Origin of the sequence: Gordonia sp. DT30, from assembly GCF_049844915.1 — a bacterium.
GTDB lineage: Bacteria > Actinomycetota > Actinomycetes > Mycobacteriales > Mycobacteriaceae > Gordonia.
The window spans coordinates 1-16,288 of record NZ_JBNCLY010000020.1 but is presented as its reverse complement, the minus strand read 5'-3'; the positions used below and the strand labels follow the sequence as shown (position 1 = coordinate 16,288).

The following is a 16,288-nucleotide window of genomic DNA, read 5'->3' as shown; positions in this document are numbered from 1 at the left end:
GGCACGACGAGGAAGATCGGAGTATTGCGTGGATCTCCTGTTGTTGACCGCCGACCCCAATCCGGAGTCGGTGTTGCCGTCATTATCGCTGCTGGCGCACACCGTGCGGGTGGCGCCGACAGAGGTGTCGTCGCTGATGGAGGCGGGCAACGCGGACGTCGCCATCGTCGACGCCCGGACCGATCTGGCCGCGGCCCGCGGGCTGTGCCGGCTGCTCGGCAGCACCGGTTCGGCAGTTCCGGTGGCTGCGGTGCTGACCGAGGGGGGTCTGGTCGCGGTGAATGCGGACTGGGGGCTCGACGAGTTCCTGCTGCCCGCCACCGGCCCGGCCGAGCTCGATGCGCGCCTGCGTCTGCTGATCGTGCGCACGCGTGGGGTCAGTACCGAAGAAGCGTCGGGCAAGGTCACCCTCGGCGAGCTCGTGATCGACGAGGGCACCTACACCGCCCGCCTGCGGGGCCGGCCCCTGGACCTGACCTACAAAGAGTTCGAACTCCTGAAGTATTTGGCGCAGAACGCCGGTCGCGTCTTCACCCGCGCCCAGCTCTTGCAGGAGGTGTGGGGTTACGACTTCTTCGGCGGTACCCGAACGGTCGACGTCCACGTCCGGCGGCTGCGTGCAAAACTCGGCAGTGACCATGAATCGCTGATCGGCACCGTGCGCAACGTCGGTTACAAGGCGGTGCGGCCGACACGGGGACGATCGGCATCGGCCGAGGACACCGCAGACGAGGGCGATGGCGCCGTCGACGAGGTGGCCGCCGATCTCGGCGGGCCCGCCGCCAAGGTCGATCCCTTCGATGAGGAGTTCAGTGCACCCTGAGCCCGCCGGCGCCGCATCCGAGAGCACCGAACCGGTTTTGTGCGACTCGCTGTCCCCGGAGCTGGCGGCGCACGCACATCGACTGATCTCGGCGGCCACCGACAACGACGGGGTGGATCCGCTATCGGAGCAGGCCGTTCTCGCGATCGACGATCGAAGCATGCCGGTGCGCCATGTGGTCTCCGCTGCCGGGTACGCCAACATCCGGCCCGGCCGCGACGATGAACCCGCCACGATCGAGGCCGTCGTCGATCCCGGCCGGCGCCGCCGCGGACACGGCCGGGCCCTGCTGGAGGCGGCATTCGGTGCCGGGGCGCAACTGGCGGGCGGCCCGGCCGGTACGTCATCGGACCGCGTACGTGCCTGGGCCCATGGAGACCTCGCCGGTGCGCAGGCGCTGGCCGCATCCCTGGGGTTGAGGAGGCGCCGGGAACTGTTGCAGTTGCGGCGAACTGGTGGCGCCGTCGGACTCGACCCACTGGTGATACCCGACGACATCGAATTGCGAAACTACGCAGGGCCTTCCGATGACGCGGAGATCCTGCGCGTCAACAATGCCGCATTCGCCTGGCACCCAGAGCAAGGCGGCTGGGCGCCCGAGCAGATCACCGAACGCGTCGGATCCGACTGGTTCGACCCGGCCGGGCTGTTCCTGGCGTTCGATGCCACCCCTGGTGCCAGCCCTGATGCCGATGAGTCAAAGGGCCGCCCGCTCTTGGGTTTTCACTGGACCAAGAAGCAGGGGCCGGGACTCGGCGAGGTCTACATCGTCGGAGTCGACCCCGCCGCGCAGGGCCGCGGACTCGGACGTCTGCTGACGCTTGCGGGCCTGCACTACTTCGCCGACCGGGGCATCGACGAGGTACTGCTCTACGTCGAGGGCGACAACACCGCGGCCCTGCACACCTATGAGCGGCTCGGCTTCACGCGCCACGCCATCGACGTCGCCTACGGCTGAGCGGGCTGTCGCAGGTCATCGCGGCCGGCGGACGTTTCCGAAGTGTCCGAGTCGTCCAATTCATCTCTCGTTCACCTTTCGTGGGGGAACCGTCCACCACTGCCCCCTATGGTCGGTCCGACCGGGCAGAGTCGCTTGGCGGGACTGCCGTGTTCTGATGCTGGAGGAACCAGAAGTGAAATTCAGTCGTACAGGTGCCGTTGCCGCCGTGCTGGCGGCCAGCTCGGGCCTCGTTCTCGGTGCGTGTAGCAGTAACGCGGACAAGGGAGACACAAGCGCGGCACCCGCCTCGGCCGTGTCGAATATCACGTGTGCCGGCAAGCAGTCGCTCAAGGCGAGCGGCTCGACGGCGCAGGCCAACGCGATGAAGATATTCTCGACATCATTGGCCAAGACCTGCCCGGGATTCGAGCTCGCCTACGGCGGCGGCGGGTCGGGTCAGGGCGTATCCGACTTCACCCAGGGCCTCACCGACTTCGGCGGCTCGGATTCCCCGCTGAAGGACGCCGAGATCCAGAACGCCGCGAAGCGCTGCAACGGCTCCGAGGCATGGCAGCTGCCGCTGGTCTTCGGTCCGATCGCGGTCACCTACAACGTCGACGGGGTCACCGATCTCGCACTCTCCGGCCCGACTCTCGCCAAGATCTTCAGTGGCGCGGCCAAGACGTGGAACGACCCGGCGATCGCCGCCGACAACCCGGGTAAGACCCTGCCGGCCACGCCGATCAGCGTCATCTACCGTGCCGATCAGTCCGGCACCACCGACAACTTCCAGAAGTACCTGACCGCCGCCGGCGGATGGACCAAGGGTGTTGGCAAGACCTTCAACGGCGGCGTCGGTGAGGGCAAGCAGGGTAACCCCGGAGTGGGTGCGGCCGTGAAGCCGACGCCGGGCTCCATCGCTTACGTAGAGTGGGCGTACGCGCAGTCCAACACTCTGCCGATGGCCAAGATCATCACCGACAAGGACCCCAGCGGGGTGGCGCTGAACGCACAGACGGGCGGCAAGACGATCGAGTCCGCCACGTTGAAGAACGGGCCGGACAACCACAACATGGTGATCGACACCTCGTCGTTCTACAAGCCCTCCGCCGCGGGCGCTTACCCGATCGTTCTGGCAACATATTCGATTGTCTGCTCGAAGTACTCGGATTCGTCGCTCGGCCAGGGTGTCAAGACCTTCCTCTCCGTGGCATCTGCCCCGCAGAACCAGGGTCAGGAACTGATCAACGCCGGATACATCCCGCTGCCGGGCGACTTCCAGCAGAAGCTGCAGTCGTCGATCAACGCGATTCAGTGATCCACCCGATCCGGTGATCGACGAAGAACCCCCGAAGCTAGGCGATAAGAGTTATGTCAGTGGATGACACCACCGGAACGGGCCGGGGTCGGACGGGAACGCCGTCCGGCTCCGGCGCGCAGCCGCCCGAAGTGCCCAGTCAGTTGCCGCCCGACGAGGAACGGCAACTCGACGAACACCTTCACCCGGGTCTGCGCAACCACCGGGGTGCCATCGGCGACCGCGTCTTCTCCTACCTCGCTCGGGGAACGGGGTTCTTGGTCATCGTCCTGATCGCCGGCATCGGCATCTCCCTGATCTTCGATGCCATCCCGGCGATCACGGCCAATCACGCCAACTTCCTGTTCTCCTCGGAGTGGAAGGTGGCGGCGTCGGACTTCGACGCAGGCACCGTGCGCTTCGGTGTCTGGGAATTGTTCCGCGCGACGGTCTTGACGTCGGTCTTCGCGCTGGTCCTCGCAACACCCGTCGCCATCGGGATCGCGGTGTTCCTGGTGGAGTACGCGCCGCGGCGGATCTCGCGGCCGCTGGGCGGGGCCATCGACCTGCTTGCCGCGGTGCCGTCGATCATCTTCGGCCTGTGGGGTATCTACATTCTCGCGCCGGTCATCGCGCCCGTCGCCGATTGGATCAACAGCACCTTCGGCTGGTTCTTCCTCTTCGGGTCGGGCAGCACGTCGGTGGCCGGGGGCGGCACCATCTTCACCGCCGGCATCGTGCTGGCGATCATGATGCTGCCGATCATCACCTCCATCACGCGAGAGGTGTTGCGCCAGACGCCGAGCGGGCAGAAGGAAGCCGCTCTTGCGCTCGGCGCGACCAAATGGGAGGTCATCCGGATGACCTCGTTCCCGTACGGGCGCTCCGGCATGATCGCCGCGGCGATGCTCGCCCTGGGGCGCGCGCTCGGCGAGACCATCGCGGTGATGATCATTCTCAGTTCGGCCGTCGGCCGTCTGCACTGGTCGCTGTTCGAGGGCGGTGACACGTTCGCCTCGAAGATCGCCCGTGATGTCGGTGAGTTCGTCGGCAGCCGCGACACGCAGAGCGCCTACATCGCGGCCGGCCTGGTGCTGTTCATCCTGACATTCGTGGTCAATGCGATCGCCCGATCGGTCGCCGGTGGAAAGGTGAACGGATGAGCATCAGGCTCGATGCAAGCCCCGGCGGCGGACCCGTCAAACAATCCGGCTCTGCCTTCCGCCCCGTCTCGGCGAGTCGCCGCATCCGCAACAATGCCGCCCGGGCGATCTTTGTGATCTGCTTCGTGCTCGGAGTGATACCGCTGGTGTGGCTGCTGTGGACGGTCGTCTCGAACGGGTTCGGTGCACTCACCGATCCCCACTGGTGGTTCGGTGACGCGTACGGCATCGACACCACCACGCAATTCGGCGCGGGCGCCGCACCGGCCATCGTGGGGTCGATCATCCAGGCGTTCCTCGCCGCGATCATCTCGGTGCCCATCGCCGTGCTGACCGCTGTCATGTTGGTCGAATATCCCACGTCGAAGCTGGTCAAGCCGGTGAGCTTCATGGTCGACATCCTCGCCGGCGTGCCGTCGATCGTGGCGACGCTGTTCATCTTCACGGTGTTCGTCATCGGACTGTCGATGGGGCAGAGCGCATTCATGGTGAGCCTCGCGCTCATCCTGCTGATGATCCCCATCGTCGTACGGTCCACCGAGGAGATGTTGAAACTCGTTCCCGACGAGCTGCGTGAGGCGTCCTATGCGCTGGGCATCTCCAAATGGAAGACGATCCTGCGCGTCGTCATCCCGACCGCGCTGTCGGGCATGATCTCGGGCATCGTTCTCGCGATCGCCCGGGTGATGGGTGAGACCGCTCCCGTGCTGATCCTCGCCGGTCCGGCCAGTTCGCTGGTCAAGACCAATCCGTTCGAGGGCGGGATGAACTCGCTGCCGCTGTTCATCAAGGACATGTGGTCGGCCAGCCAGCCGGCCTCGTCCTTCTACTACTGGGGTGCGGCTCTCACCCTGATCCTCATCATCGCCGTCCTCAACGTCATCGCCGCGGTGCTCTCGAAGTACCTGGCGCCCAAGACCAAGTAAGCCGGGTGCGCCGACGCGAAGCGCGTCGCCGTCACCGATCGATCGTCGGAGAAAGTAGCAGTGCCATGGCCAAGCGCCTCGACATCAAAGACCTGAACGCCTACTACGGCAAGTTCCACGCCGTGAAGGACGTGACGCTCTCGGTTCCGCCGCGCAGCATCACGGCGTTCATCGGCCCGTCTGGCTGCGGCAAATCGACCGTGCTGCGCACCCTCAACCGGATGCACGAGGAGGTCCCCGGCGCGTATGCGGAGGGCAGCGTGCTCCTCGACGGCGAGGACATCTACGGCAAGGGCGTGAACCCGACCAGCGTCCGCACGACCATCGGAATGGTGTTCCAGCGCCCCAATCCGTTCCCGACGATGTCGATCCGCGACAACGTCGTCGCCGGACTCAAATTGCAGGGTGGCTGCTCCAAGAGTCAACTGAACGAGGTCTGCGAGCGCAGCCTGCGTGGGTCGAATCTCTGGGAAGAGGTCAAGGACCGCCTCGACAAGCCCGGTGGCGGACTTTCCGGCGGCCAGCAACAGCGACTGTGCATCGCGCGGGCGATCGCCGTGTCGCCGGATGTCTTGCTGATGGATGAGCCGTGTTCGGCGCTCGATCCGATCTCGACCCTGGCCATCGAGGATCTGATGGGCGAGCTCAAGAACGAGTTCACGATCGTCATCGTCACCCACAACATGCAGCAGGCTGCACGCGTGAGCGACCAGACGGCATTCTTCAATCTCGAAGGCGTCGGACAGCCCGGTCAGCTCGTTGAGCTCAACGACACCGAAACGATCTTCTCCAACCCGACCAAGCGCGAGACCGAGGACTACATCTCGGGCCGTTTCGGCTGAGCGCGGGCCGGTTCACAGACCCCGGCTCACATGGTGACGTAGAGAATCACCAGCAGGGCCAGCAGCGACAGGATCACACCACCGTAGGCGATGAACTGGCGGCCACGGCCGGCGTGCGGATCGTCGTCCTCATCGGCGACGGCGTTGAAGTCCGGCTCGGGGTAGTGCAGGCCCATGGCGAGCTACCCTAGCCCCTCGGCGCCCGCCGGTGCACATCGATGCCCCCGCACATCGGCGCTCGCCACATCGATGTGCGGGGGCGGGGGCTCAGACCTCGAGCTGCTCGAGGGTCTTCCCGGTCGCCTGGAACACCACGCGGCGTCCGATCATCACGGCGTGGTCGGCGAAGCGCTCGTAGTAGCGCCCCAAGAGCGTGATGTCGACCGCGGCGGCCACCCCGTGCTTCCATTCGCGGTCCATCAGCACCGTGAAAAGATGCCGGTGCAGATCGTCCATCGCGTCGTCGTCCTCTTCGAGACGGATGGCTGCCTGCGGATCCTGGGTGTCGAGCGCCTCGCGGGCGTTGCGCGCGAGATGTACGGCCAGCCGGCCCATTTCCGCGAAGTAGCCTGCAACCTCTTCGGGCAGGGCCTTGGCGGGATGCCGGCGGCGCGCGACCTTTGCGACGTGCAGCGCGAGGGCGCCCATCCGGTCGGCGTCGGCGACGATCTGCAGCGCGCTGATGATGCCACGCAGATCTCCGGCCACCGGCGCCTGGAGGGCCAACAGCCCGAAGGCCTGCTCCTCGGCGCGGGTGGTCAGTTCGTTCATCCGGGCGTTCTCGCTGATGACGTCTTCGGCAATGGCGAGGTCGGCCTGCAGCAGCGAGCGGGTGGCGCGTTCCATGGCCGAGCCCGCAAGATCGCACATCTCACCCAAGATGGCGTTGAGTGAATGCAGTTGTTCCTGGTAGGCGGTCCGCATGTATCAAGGCTACTGCCATGATCACGCGGGGTCTCTCCCCAACCCGGTGAACAGCCCGTGAACGGTGATCGGCGGGCTGTCGGTGGCCGGACCGGTCACGAACAGGTGGTGTCACCGGCGTTGGTGATCGCCAGGTCATTGGGCAGATCCGAGGTGTTGGATGCCGGTGGCAGTGCCGCCGCCGACAGCGTGGTGCCGACCGCGGGCGCAGTACCCACCGAGCCGTCGAAACCCGACCCGAGGATGACCTCGACGCCGGAGCGTACCGTCCGGTCGAGCTGAATCGATGCGCCCGGGAACATCTCTGCGACGGTGGCCGCCGAGTCCTCGGAACCGGTGCCGTAGCGGATCACCGTGTCGGAACGGTTCTCCGAGGCGTCGGCCACGCCCTGCACGTTGAAGCCCTGTGCGTACATCTGGTCGGACACCTCGCTGGCGACCCCGCTGCGGCCGGTGCCGTTGAGGACGCGCAACTCGACGTTACCGGGATTCTGGGCCGTGGCCGACACCCGCGACGGTGCGGGCGGGGGCGTCGGCGCGGGCCGGCTACTCGACGAGCTGGAACCCGACTTGTCGGCCTTCTCACCCGGAAGGGGCCGGTCGTCGATGATCGCGTTGAAGATCGCGTCGATCGCGTCGGTGTTGGGCAACTCGTTGTTGCTGCCGTCGGTTGCGGTTCCGGTGGTGGGCACGGTGATGAACGAGACCCGCCCGGCCTCGATGCCCTGCATCGATTCGGCAAGTTTCAGCAGCGACTCGGTGTTGACGTTGTCGACGTAGCTGTACTGGATGAAGGTGTTGACGATGGAGTTCAGTTTGGACGGGTTGGTCAGCACATTGCTCGACAGACTCGAGCGCAGCAGCGACGACATGAACAGCTGCTGACGCTTGATGCGGCCGTAGTCGCCGTTGCCCTCGGTGGAGACCATGCGTGCCCGCACGTAGTTGAGGGCACGCCCGCCGGTCAGCTTCTGCTTACCCGGTTTACGCAGGATCTGACCGAGCTCGTAATCGTAGATGGGCTGGGTCGAGCACACCTCGACGCCGCCGACGGCGTTGACGACCTTCTCGAACCCGGCGAAATCCATGCCGATGAAGTGATTGATGCGCAGGCCGCTCATCTGCGTGATCACCCGCACCAGGCACTGTGGTCCGCCGAAGGCGTAGACGCTGTTGAGCTTGACCTGGTTCTCGGCGTCGAGGGTGGCGCCGTAGGTGCCTTTGTCGTTGTTCCATTGTTGGCATTGCGGTCGATCGACCTGCAGGTCCCGGGGGAAGGAGACGGCGACCACCCGGCTGCGGTCGGCCGGGATGTTGACGAGGATGACGGTGTCCGAGCGGGCGCCCTCCGCGTCGGCGGTGGTCCCCGCCCCGACGTCACCGTTCTTGCCGCTGCGGGTGTCGGTGCCGACGATCAGGTAGTTCTCGTCGCCGTACTGGGCGTTCTTGTTGCGGATGTTGGCGTCGTCGGTGTTGACGGCCATGATGTTGCGCCAGTTGCCGTTCACCGATTTCAGATAGCCCCAGACGAAGCCGGTACCGACGAGCGCGACCACACACGCCAGGGTGACCAGGATGCGACAGGTGACGGTGACATTGCGGCGCATGATCTGTCGCCGGCCACGCGGCGGAACCCGGCGGGGCTGCGACCGGGCCATCGCCGTCAGGTCGGGGGTGCGCTGCAGCGGCGGGCCGGCAGCCGCGCTCGTCGTGGGTTCGGCGGGTTCGGTGGTCTCGACGGGGGTGTCGTCGGCTACCGACGGCTCGGCTTCCCCGACGGGCCCGGGGACGATCGGTGTGCCCTGGGCCCGTGATTCCTCGGAGACCCGGCGTGCGGTCGCCTGATCGGAGAGGTCGACGCCGGTCGGGGGGTCGGTGACCGGCGGGATCTTCTGGGTCACGTCGGCGGGCTGGTACCGATCGGGGGGCGGGGCCGGTGTGCCGTTGTCCGGGCCGGTCCCACCACGGATGGGGCCGATCGCCTCGGTCGGCGCGTCGTCCTGCGGGGGACGCGCCGCCGCAGTCGGTCCGGCCGCGGGACGTGGCCGTCGCAGACGGGGCCGGCTGGTGGGAATCGCCTGGGTGGGGGAGTCGTCGTCGGCGGCGCCAGGGGCGGCCGATTGGCTCTCGGCCGCGTTCATCTGTTCCATCAGCTGGCGGACGGTGAGCCGGTCGCGGCCCCGGACGAACCGGTCGGCCGAGCGCGGTTCGCGCAGACGGTTCGCGTCGGCCGAGCCTCCGGACTCCGGCCCGGCGGATCCCGAACCGAGGTTGTCGTCGGCGCGGCGGCGGTCGCCTCGGTCCGGGCCGTCGTCGCCGTCACCCGGCTGTGTGCCCTTGTTCCGCGTCCAACGACTCAACTGACAGTTCCTCATGCCCCGGAAGTTCTTGTGGACCGCGTCGTCGGGGCTCAACGCAAGCGGCACGCACCACTGTGGGGCCTTGCTCGGCAAGGCCTTGCGACATCTTACTTACTATTCGCCGCCCGGCATTCCCGCCGGCCTGCTGGCGGGTTGGTGGTGGCCCTAGCCGCCCGAATGCATCACCTCGGCGCCGGCCGGCACGACGTCCTCGTCGGGGTCGTCGAGCCAGCCCTCGGGCAGCGCCACCTTGGCCGGCGAACCCTGACGCCCGCGCGGGCCGTGACCATCGTCGGGAAACGGGGTGTCGGCGGGCAGCGAGCCGACCAGCTCGCGCAGCTGCCCGAGCGTGGTCACCAGCGAAAGTTGTTGGCGCAGATCCGAACCCGCCGGGAAGCCGCGCAGATACCACGCGACGTGCTTGCGGATCTCACGCATGCCCTTGTCCTCGCCGTGATGGTCGGCGAGCAGCTCGCCGTGCCGCACGATGATCGCTGCGACCTCGCCCAGGGTGGGTGGGGTGGGGGCGGCCAGCCCGTTGAGCTCGGCGGCGAGCTCGGCGAACAGCCACGGCCGGCCGAGGCAGCCACGGCCGATGACCACCCCGTCGCAGCCGGTCTGCCGCATCATGGCCACGGCGTCGGCGGGCTCGAAGATGTCGCCGTTGCCGAGTACCGGGACGTCGGTGATGTGCTCTTTGAGTCGGGCGATCTCATCCCAGTCGGCCTGCCCGGAGTATCGCTGTGACGCGGTACGGGCATGGAGCGCAACAGCTTTCGCGCCCTCTGCGGCGGCGATCCGGCCGGCGTCGAGGTGCGTGTGGTGTGCGTCGTCGATGCCGATGCGGAACTTCACGGTGACCGGGATGTCGGTTCCCTCGGTGGCACGGACCGCGGCGGCGACGATGTTGCGGAACAGGGTCCGCTTGTAGGGGATGGCCGAGCCGCCACCCTTTCGGGTGACCTTGGGCACAGGACAGCCGAAGTTCATATCGATGTGGTCGGCGAGGTTCTCGTCGACGATCATCTTCGCGGCCTCGTAGGTGTAGCGCGGATCGACCGTGTAGAGCTGCATCGACCGGGGATTCTCGTCCGGGCCGAAGGTGGTCATGTGCATCGTCACCGGGTGCCGCTCGACGAGTGCGCGCGCAGTCACCATCTCGCAGACGTAGAGCCCGGACACGGTACCGGTGCGGGCGAGTTCGAGTTCCCGGCACAGCGTCCGGAAGGCGACGTTGGTCACCCCGGCCATCGGTGCGAGGACGACCGGGCTCGACAACTCGAACGGGCCGATGCGCAGGCCAGACGGGTTCGCGACAGACGGGTTCGCGCCAGATGGGGTTGGGCCAGACGGGGTTGGGACAGACGGGTTCGCGACAGACGCCGAACCGGCGTCCTCGATGGTCGAGGACGCCGGTGCGGTGGAAGTCGGTGCGGTACTCAGGACGCCCGCTGCTCCCGCTTCTTGGCCTCACGGGCGAGGGCGCGGTCGCGCATCTCCTCGAATCGGATCGTGTCCTTCTCGAGTTGCCCGAGGAAGGCGCTGAGCTCCTCGCGGGCTCGTTCGCCCTCGCTGCCCAGGTCGTCGCGGTCGAAGACGTTCCACTTGCGCAGTACGGGCTGCACGACCTCTTCGAGGTGCTGGCGCAGGTCGTAGATGCCGTGCTTGGCCATCAGCACGCCATGCCGGCGGAAGTTGGGCATTCCGGCGCCGGGCATCTGGAAGTTGGTGACGATGTCGGTGACCGCGCGCAGGGTCTGGTCGGGGGCGATGTCCATGCCCGCGGCGCAGATGTTGCGGTAGAAGATCATGTGCAGGTTCTCGTCGGCGGCGATGCGCTGGAGCATCTTGTCGGCGAGGGGGTCCTTGCAGGCCTTGCCGGTGTTGCGGTGGCTCACCCGGGTGGCCAGTTCCTGAAAGGTCACGTAGGCGACGGAATGCAGAAGGCCCATGTTCTGGCCCTTCTCCATCAGCTCTTCGACGCGGTCACCGGCGGCGGACTCCGGGGAGTAGCCGTTGGTCATGTGAACCATGCGGTCGGCCTCGAGGGCGGCCGGGTCGACGCCGCGGGTGACCACCAAGTAGTCACGCATGACGATCGAGTGCCGGTTCTCCTCGGCGGTCCAGCGGCCCACCCAGTGGCCCCACGCGGAGTCCATCGTGAAGTTGTTGGCGATCACGCGGTGATACGAGGGGAGATTGTCCTCGGTCAGCAGGTTGGTGATCATCGCGGCCTTGGCGACCTCGTCGAGCTGCGATTGTTCGGGGTCATAATCGGTGCCGCCGAGCGCTGCGTAGTTGCGGCCCTCGTCCCACGGGACGTAGTCGTGTGGGTTCCAGTCCCGGGTGATGTTGAGGTGCCGGTTCACGTTGTCTTCGGCAACCGGAGCGAGTTCCTGCAGAAGCTCCAGTTGAGTCAGTTCACGTGCCATGTGGGTTCCTCCGAACGGTGGTCGCATACGTGTGAGGCGCGGTGCGCACACGCTCTGTGTTGGTACAAGCGGTCGGTACCGGGGGTTTGGGTCGCTGCCAAAGGGTACGGCATATACCAAACCCAGCAAAAGCCGCTACTTACGGCATCGTAACCAGATGTCGCGATCTTGTCTCCGGCGAGCCATCGCGATGTTCATCCCCCGTGATCACCGGCGCGCGGCGAAGGCCGGCCCGATCCGGTGCATCCATTGCGCCGCGCTGTCGTCGAGCGTACCGAGGTCGGCGGCCTTTTCACACCATCGCATGGCGGCGGTGCCGAATTCGAGCGGGTTGTAGACGTCCTCCTCGCACGACCACAAGCCGTCGCCGGCGTAGGTGAGGATCGTGATGTTGGTGGCCGTGATCAGGCTGCCGTCCCCGGGATCGCGCATGGGATTGTCCACTTCGCTGATCACGCGGGCCGTCGAGGCGTCGACGACGTGCCACAGCGCGGGGAAGCCGGTCATGTGACTTCCCGGGAAGGCGGTCATCGTCCGCCAGATCCATGATCGGATTTCCTCCCGCCCGTGCATCGTGCCCAACGCATGCTCGATGTAATCGGCATCGGTGGTGAACAGCTCGGCGTACCGGTCCCAATCCCGGCTGACGCCGACCTCGGCGACGGTCTGCTGGAATGTCGCGAAGGCATCGGTCAGCTCGTGGGCACTGAACCGGCCCTGGGCGGCAGAGAGATCTTGGGCATGAGACGAGTTGGACACCTGTCCACCCTACGGCCGGTGGACAGTCGAATCGGTCGAATCGTGCAATTGCTGAAGAAGGAGAATCCGGGGAGCAGAATGGTTGTGGCCAAGGGGCCGTCACCGGAGTCTGCAAGCGCTTCGGCCGAGAACAACTGGAGGTCCGCAATGCAGCGGTTGAGTGGATTGGACGCGTCATTCCTGTATCTGGAGACACGCTCGCAGTTGATGCACGTCGTCGGACTCCTCGAACTCGACCCGAGCACCATTCCCGGTGGCTACAGCTTTGCCCGGATGCGCGGGCAGATCAACCGACGAGTTGCCGCGATGCCGGTGCTGCGGCGCAAACTCGAGAACTCTGCACTCAACATCGACCATCCGGTCTGGGTCGAGGACGATCACTTCGACATCGACCGGCACGTGCACCGCGTGGCACTGCCGTCCCCCGCCGGCGACGGTGAACTGCACGAGCTGTGCGGGCATCTGGCGGGGCAGACGCTCGACCGCGGCAAGCCGTTGTGGGAGCTGTGGATCATCGAGGGCAGCGCCGACGGCAAGATCTGCGCATTCCTGCGGATGCATCACGCCAGTGTCGACGGAGTCACCACGGCCGAGGTCCTCGGCCGGCTCTGCAGCCTGACTCCCGAGGAGCCCGACCCCGAACCGGAGAAGCTCGAAGAGAACGCGGGCGGGGCCAACCGCACGGGCATGGTGCTCTCCGGCGCACTCAACTACTTTGTGCAGCGGCCTGTCGCGATGGCCAAGCTCCTGCCGCAGACGGCAAGCGTGCCCGTCGAATGGTTCCGCCGTTCCCGCTCCCACACCGCGATGCCCGTCCCGTTCGCCGCTCCCCGCACCGTGTTCAACGGCCCGATCTCCCCGCACCGCAGCATCGCGACGACTCAACTGTCGCTCGATGACGTCAAGCGGGTGAAGAATCGCTTCGGGGTGAAGTTGAACGACGTTGTGCTCGCGATGGTGGGCGGTGCGCTACGTGAATACCTCGCCGACCACGGCGACCTGCCGGGCAGCCCGCTGGTGGCGCTGGTCCCGGTGTCGGTGCATGGTGCCGACGAAACCGACCTGATGGTCAACGGCACCAACAAGGTGACCGGAATGTTCACCGAACTGCCCTCCGATATCGCCGATCCGGTCGAGCGTCTCGAGCGGGCGGGCGAGTTGGCGCGCCGCGCCAAGGAGCATCACGCGGGCATCGACGCCAACATTCTGCGGGCGTGGGCGCAGTTCGCGCCGGGCGCTGCGTTGTCGACGCTGATGAAGTTCTACGGCGATCGCAAACTTTCGTTGAATCACCCGCCCGTCTACAACGTCACGGTGTCCAACGTCGCCGGCCCCGACTTTCCGATGTACTTCTGCGGGGCGCGGGTCAACGCCATCTACCCGCTCGGCCCGATCTTCCACGGGTTGGGACTCAACATCACCGTCTTCTCCGTCAATGGGCATCTCAACGTCGGCATCTTGACGTGCCCCGACGAGGTGCCGGATGTGGAAGTGATCGCGATGGCCTTCGATCACCAGCTCAAGGAGTTGCTCGAGGCGTGTGACGACTGAATTCGCGGTTCCGCGGCGGCGCCCGCACTAGGCTGAGGGACGTGTCTGTCTATGACCATGGGTTCGCGCGGGTCACCGGAGCTGTCCCGGTAGTTCGTGTCGCCGACCCGAAAGCCAACGCCGAGACGACGATCGACCTGATGCGGCAGGCCGCCGCCGACGGCTCCTCATTGGTCGTCTTCCCCGAAATGGGTCTGTGCGGTTACAGCGTCGACGACCTCGTCCAGCAGGACGCGGTGCTGTCGGGCTCTCTGCGCGCGCTCGCCGAGGTCATCGCGGCCAGTGCGGGTCTGGCGCCGCTAGTCGCGGTGGGGCTCCCACTCGTGGTCGGCGACGGGCTCTACAACTGCGCCGCGGTCCTCCGCGACGGCCGGTTGCTCGGCGTGGTCCCGAAGTCGTATCTGCCCAATTACCGGGAGTTCTACGACAAGCGTTACTACGCCGCCGCCCGCGACGCCCCGCGCGAGTCGGCGACGGTGCTCGGCACCGAAGTGCCCTTCGGGGCGGACCTGATCTTCGAGGCCACCGACCTCCCGGGCTTCGCGCTACACGTGGAGGTGTGTGAGGACGGATGGGTGCCGATCCCGCCGAGTGTATGGGCATCGCTGGGCGGTGCCACCGTCCTCGCGAATCTGTCCGGCAGCCCGGTGACGGTGGGCAAGGAGTCCTACCGAACCCTCTTGGGCACCAGTCATTCCGCGCGCTGCGTTGCCGCGCACCTGTACGTGGCGGCCGGCTTCGGCGAATCGACCACCGACCTCGCGTGGGACGGTGACGCACTCATCGCCGAGAACGGCTCGCTGCTGGCCCGCAGCCGCCGATTCGAGTTCGGCGGCCAATCCATCAGTGCCGATATCGATCTCGATCGCCTGCGTCAGGAGCGGATGCGCATGACGAGCATGCGCGACCAGGTGGGTGATCATGCCGATGATCTGAAACGACTGCGGCGCATCCCCTTCTCATTCGGCGCGCTTCCGGGCGCCGGTGCCCGGGCCGACGCCGCCGATGCGACCGGCAGTGCCGACGTCCTGCGCCGCGGCATCCCACGATTCCCATTCGTGCCCAGCGGCACCGGCGATCTCGCCGAACGCTGCCGCGAAGTCGGCAACATCCAGGTACAGGGCCTGGCGGCCAGATTGCGTGCGATCGGGCTGGACAAGATCGTCATCGGGGTATCCGGTGGCCTCGACTCCACGCTGGCGCTGTTGGTTGCCGTCGACACCTTCGATCGACTCGGTCTGCCGCGCACCAACATCCTGGCTTACACGATGCCCGGCTTCGCGACCGGCGATGCCACCCTGCAGCGCGCACACGCGCTGATGGATTCCCTGGGTGTCAGCGGCGCGGAGATCGACATCCGGCCGTCATGCGAGCAGATGCTGGCCGACCTCGACCACCCGTATGCCCACGGCGAGAAGGTCTTCGACGTCACCTTCGAGAATGTGCAGGCCGGTGAACGGACGTCACATCTGTTCCGGCTGGCCAACCATAACGGCGGGATCGTGCTCGGCACCGGCGACCTCTCCGAGCTGGCGCTCGGCTGGTGTACCTACGGTGTCGGTGATCAGATGTCGCACTACAATGTCAACGCATCTGTCCCGAAAACGCTGGTGCGCCACGTGATCCGGTGGATGATCGACTCCGGCGAGTTCTCGGATACGACCAGCAAGGTGCTCGCCGAGATCCTCGGTGACGTCATCTCGCCCGAATTGGTGCCGCCGGGTGCCGACGGCGCGATTCAGTCCACCGAGGATGCGGTCGGGCCCTACGAATTGCACGACTTCTTCCTCTATCACCTCACCCGCTTCGGCTATCGCCCCAGCAAGATCAACTTCCTCGCCCGGCAGGCGTGGGGTGCCGTCGACCGCGCGCCGTGGGACACCGAGCCGCTCCGCGACCGCAACGTCTACGACGACGCGACCATCGAGAAGTGGCTGACGGTGTTCTGTCAACGGTTCATGGCCAATCAGTTCAAGCGCTCCGCGATGCCCAACGGACCCAAGATCGGTTCGGGCGGTTCGCTTTCGCCACGCGGTGACTGGCGGTCACCGTCGGACGCGTCGTCGCAGGCCTGGCTGGACGAGCTGCACGGCGAGTGAATAAGCCGAGGCGGGTTCTCTGTGGAGTTGTCAAGGTACGGATGCGGTCCCGGTGGGCCGGGTGCGGGTCGGGAAAGTGTTGTGGGGCAGTGTGTTCAGGCGGCGACGTTGTCGAGGCGTAGGGTGCGTCGGTGGTAGGCGGGTTGTGGTCGGCGGTGTGGGTCGATCGTGG

At 66.5% G+C, this 16,288-nt stretch carries 14 protein-coding genes; 8 read left to right on the top strand and 6 right to left on the bottom strand.

The window, feature by feature from the left end; genetic code table 11:
- Positions 1–28 precede the first annotated feature (28 nt).
- From ACLQ3C_RS16960 to pstB, 6 genes are all read left to right on the top strand, one after another.
- Positions 29–823, top strand: a complete 795-nt coding sequence (locus tag ACLQ3C_RS16960; RefSeq protein WP_425706259.1) for a winged helix-turn-helix transcriptional regulator — start codon at positions 29–31, stop codon at positions 821–823.
- The gene (mshD, locus tag ACLQ3C_RS16955; protein ID WP_425706258.1) at positions 801–1,781 is read left to right on the top strand and encodes a mycothiol synthase; all 981 of its coding nucleotides are present in this window, start codon (positions 801–803) and stop codon (positions 1,779–1,781) included. Before ACLQ3C_RS16960 ends, mshD begins: the two co-directional genes overlap by 23 nt.
- Positions 1,782–1,956: 175 nt before the next feature.
- Entirely contained in the window at positions 1,957–3,081 is a 1,125-nt protein-coding gene (gene pstS, locus ACLQ3C_RS16950) for a phosphate ABC transporter substrate-binding protein PstS (RefSeq protein ID WP_425706257.1), read from the top strand.
- A 53-nt stretch (positions 3,082–3,134) separates the two neighbouring features.
- Entirely contained in the window at positions 3,135–4,223 is a 1,089-nt protein-coding gene (gene pstC / locus ACLQ3C_RS16945; protein WP_425706256.1) for a phosphate ABC transporter permease subunit PstC, read from the top strand.
- Positions 4,220–5,149: a phosphate ABC transporter permease PstA gene (gene pstA / locus ACLQ3C_RS16940; RefSeq protein WP_425706255.1), complete on the top strand. Its 930-nt coding sequence runs from the start codon at positions 4,220–4,222 to the stop codon at positions 5,147–5,149. Before pstC ends, pstA begins: the two co-directional genes overlap by 4 nt.
- 65 nt (positions 5,150–5,214) lie before the next feature.
- Positions 5,215–5,991, top strand: a complete 777-nt coding sequence (gene pstB, locus ACLQ3C_RS16935) for a phosphate ABC transporter ATP-binding protein PstB (protein WP_425706254.1) — start codon at positions 5,215–5,217, stop codon at positions 5,989–5,991.
- A 26-nt stretch (positions 5,992–6,017) separates the two neighbouring features.
- On the opposite strand, the gene ACLQ3C_RS16930 is transcribed toward pstB, so the two are convergent.
- From ACLQ3C_RS16930 to ACLQ3C_RS16905, 6 genes are all read right to left on the bottom strand, one after another.
- Positions 6,018–6,167: a hypothetical protein gene (locus ACLQ3C_RS16930; protein ID WP_425706253.1), complete on the bottom strand. Its 150-nt coding sequence runs from the start codon at positions 6,165–6,167 to the stop codon at positions 6,018–6,020.
- Positions 6,168–6,258: 91 nt separating this feature from the next.
- Complete coding sequence (gene phoU, locus ACLQ3C_RS16925) at positions 6,259–6,915, bottom strand: phosphate signaling complex protein PhoU (RefSeq protein ID WP_425706252.1); 657 nt, start codon at positions 6,913–6,915, stop codon at positions 6,259–6,261.
- Positions 6,916–7,010: 95 nt separating this feature from the next.
- A complete protein-coding gene (locus tag ACLQ3C_RS16920) occupies positions 7,011–9,275 on the bottom strand; it encodes an LCP family protein (RefSeq protein ID WP_425706251.1) in 2,265 nt (754 codons plus the stop codon).
- A gap of 165 nt (positions 9,276–9,440) precedes the next feature.
- The gene (gene dusB, locus ACLQ3C_RS16915; RefSeq protein WP_425706313.1) at positions 9,441–10,574 is read right to left on the bottom strand and encodes a tRNA dihydrouridine synthase DusB; all 1,134 of its coding nucleotides are present in this window, start codon (positions 10,572–10,574) and stop codon (positions 9,441–9,443) included.
- A 140-nt stretch (positions 10,575–10,714) separates the two neighbouring features.
- A complete protein-coding gene (locus ACLQ3C_RS16910) occupies positions 10,715–11,707 on the bottom strand; it encodes an acyl-ACP desaturase (RefSeq protein ID WP_425706250.1) in 993 nt (330 codons plus the stop codon).
- 207 nt (positions 11,708–11,914) lie between these two features.
- Positions 11,915–12,466 carry a nuclear transport factor 2 family protein gene (locus tag ACLQ3C_RS16905; protein WP_425706249.1) on the bottom strand — a complete coding sequence of 184 codons (552 nt, stop codon included), beginning with the start codon at positions 12,464–12,466 and terminating at the stop codon, positions 11,915–11,917.
- 147 nt (positions 12,467–12,613) lie between these two features.
- Between ACLQ3C_RS16905 and ACLQ3C_RS16900 the strand changes: the two genes are divergently transcribed.
- Complete coding sequence (locus ACLQ3C_RS16900) at positions 12,614–14,017, top strand: WS/DGAT/MGAT family O-acyltransferase (RefSeq protein ID WP_425706248.1); 1,404 nt, start codon at positions 12,614–12,616, stop codon at positions 14,015–14,017.
- A gap of 41 nt (positions 14,018–14,058) precedes the next feature.
- The gene (locus ACLQ3C_RS16895; protein WP_425706247.1) at positions 14,059–16,116 is read left to right on the top strand and encodes an NAD(+) synthase; all 2,058 of its coding nucleotides are present in this window, start codon (positions 14,059–14,061) and stop codon (positions 16,114–16,116) included.
- The last annotated feature ends 172 nt before the right edge of the window (positions 16,117–16,288 follow it).

Coding starts and splice junctions, on each gene's coding strand:
- ACLQ3C_RS16930 (WP_425706253.1), bottom strand. CDS start 6,167: ATGGGCCTGCACTACCCCGAGCCGGACTTCAACGCCGTCGCCGATGAG.
- phoU (WP_425706252.1), bottom strand. CDS start 6,915: ATGCGGACCGCCTACCAGGAACAACTGCATTCACTCAACGCCATCTTG.
- mshD (WP_425706258.1), top strand. CDS start 801: ATGAGGAGTTCAGTGCACCCTGAGCCCGCCGGCGCCGCATCCGAGAGC.
- pstC (WP_425706256.1), top strand. CDS start 3,135: ATGTCAGTGGATGACACCACCGGAACGGGCCGGGGTCGGACGGGAACG.
- pstB (WP_425706254.1), top strand. CDS start 5,215: ATGGCCAAGCGCCTCGACATCAAAGACCTGAACGCCTACTACGGCAAG.
- ACLQ3C_RS16910 (WP_425706250.1), bottom strand. CDS start 11,707: ATGGCACGTGAACTGACTCAACTGGAGCTTCTGCAGGAACTCGCTCCG.
- pstA (WP_425706255.1), top strand. CDS start 4,220: ATGAGCATCAGGCTCGATGCAAGCCCCGGCGGCGGACCCGTCAAACAA.
- ACLQ3C_RS16900 (WP_425706248.1), top strand. CDS start 12,614: ATGCAGCGGTTGAGTGGATTGGACGCGTCATTCCTGTATCTGGAGACA.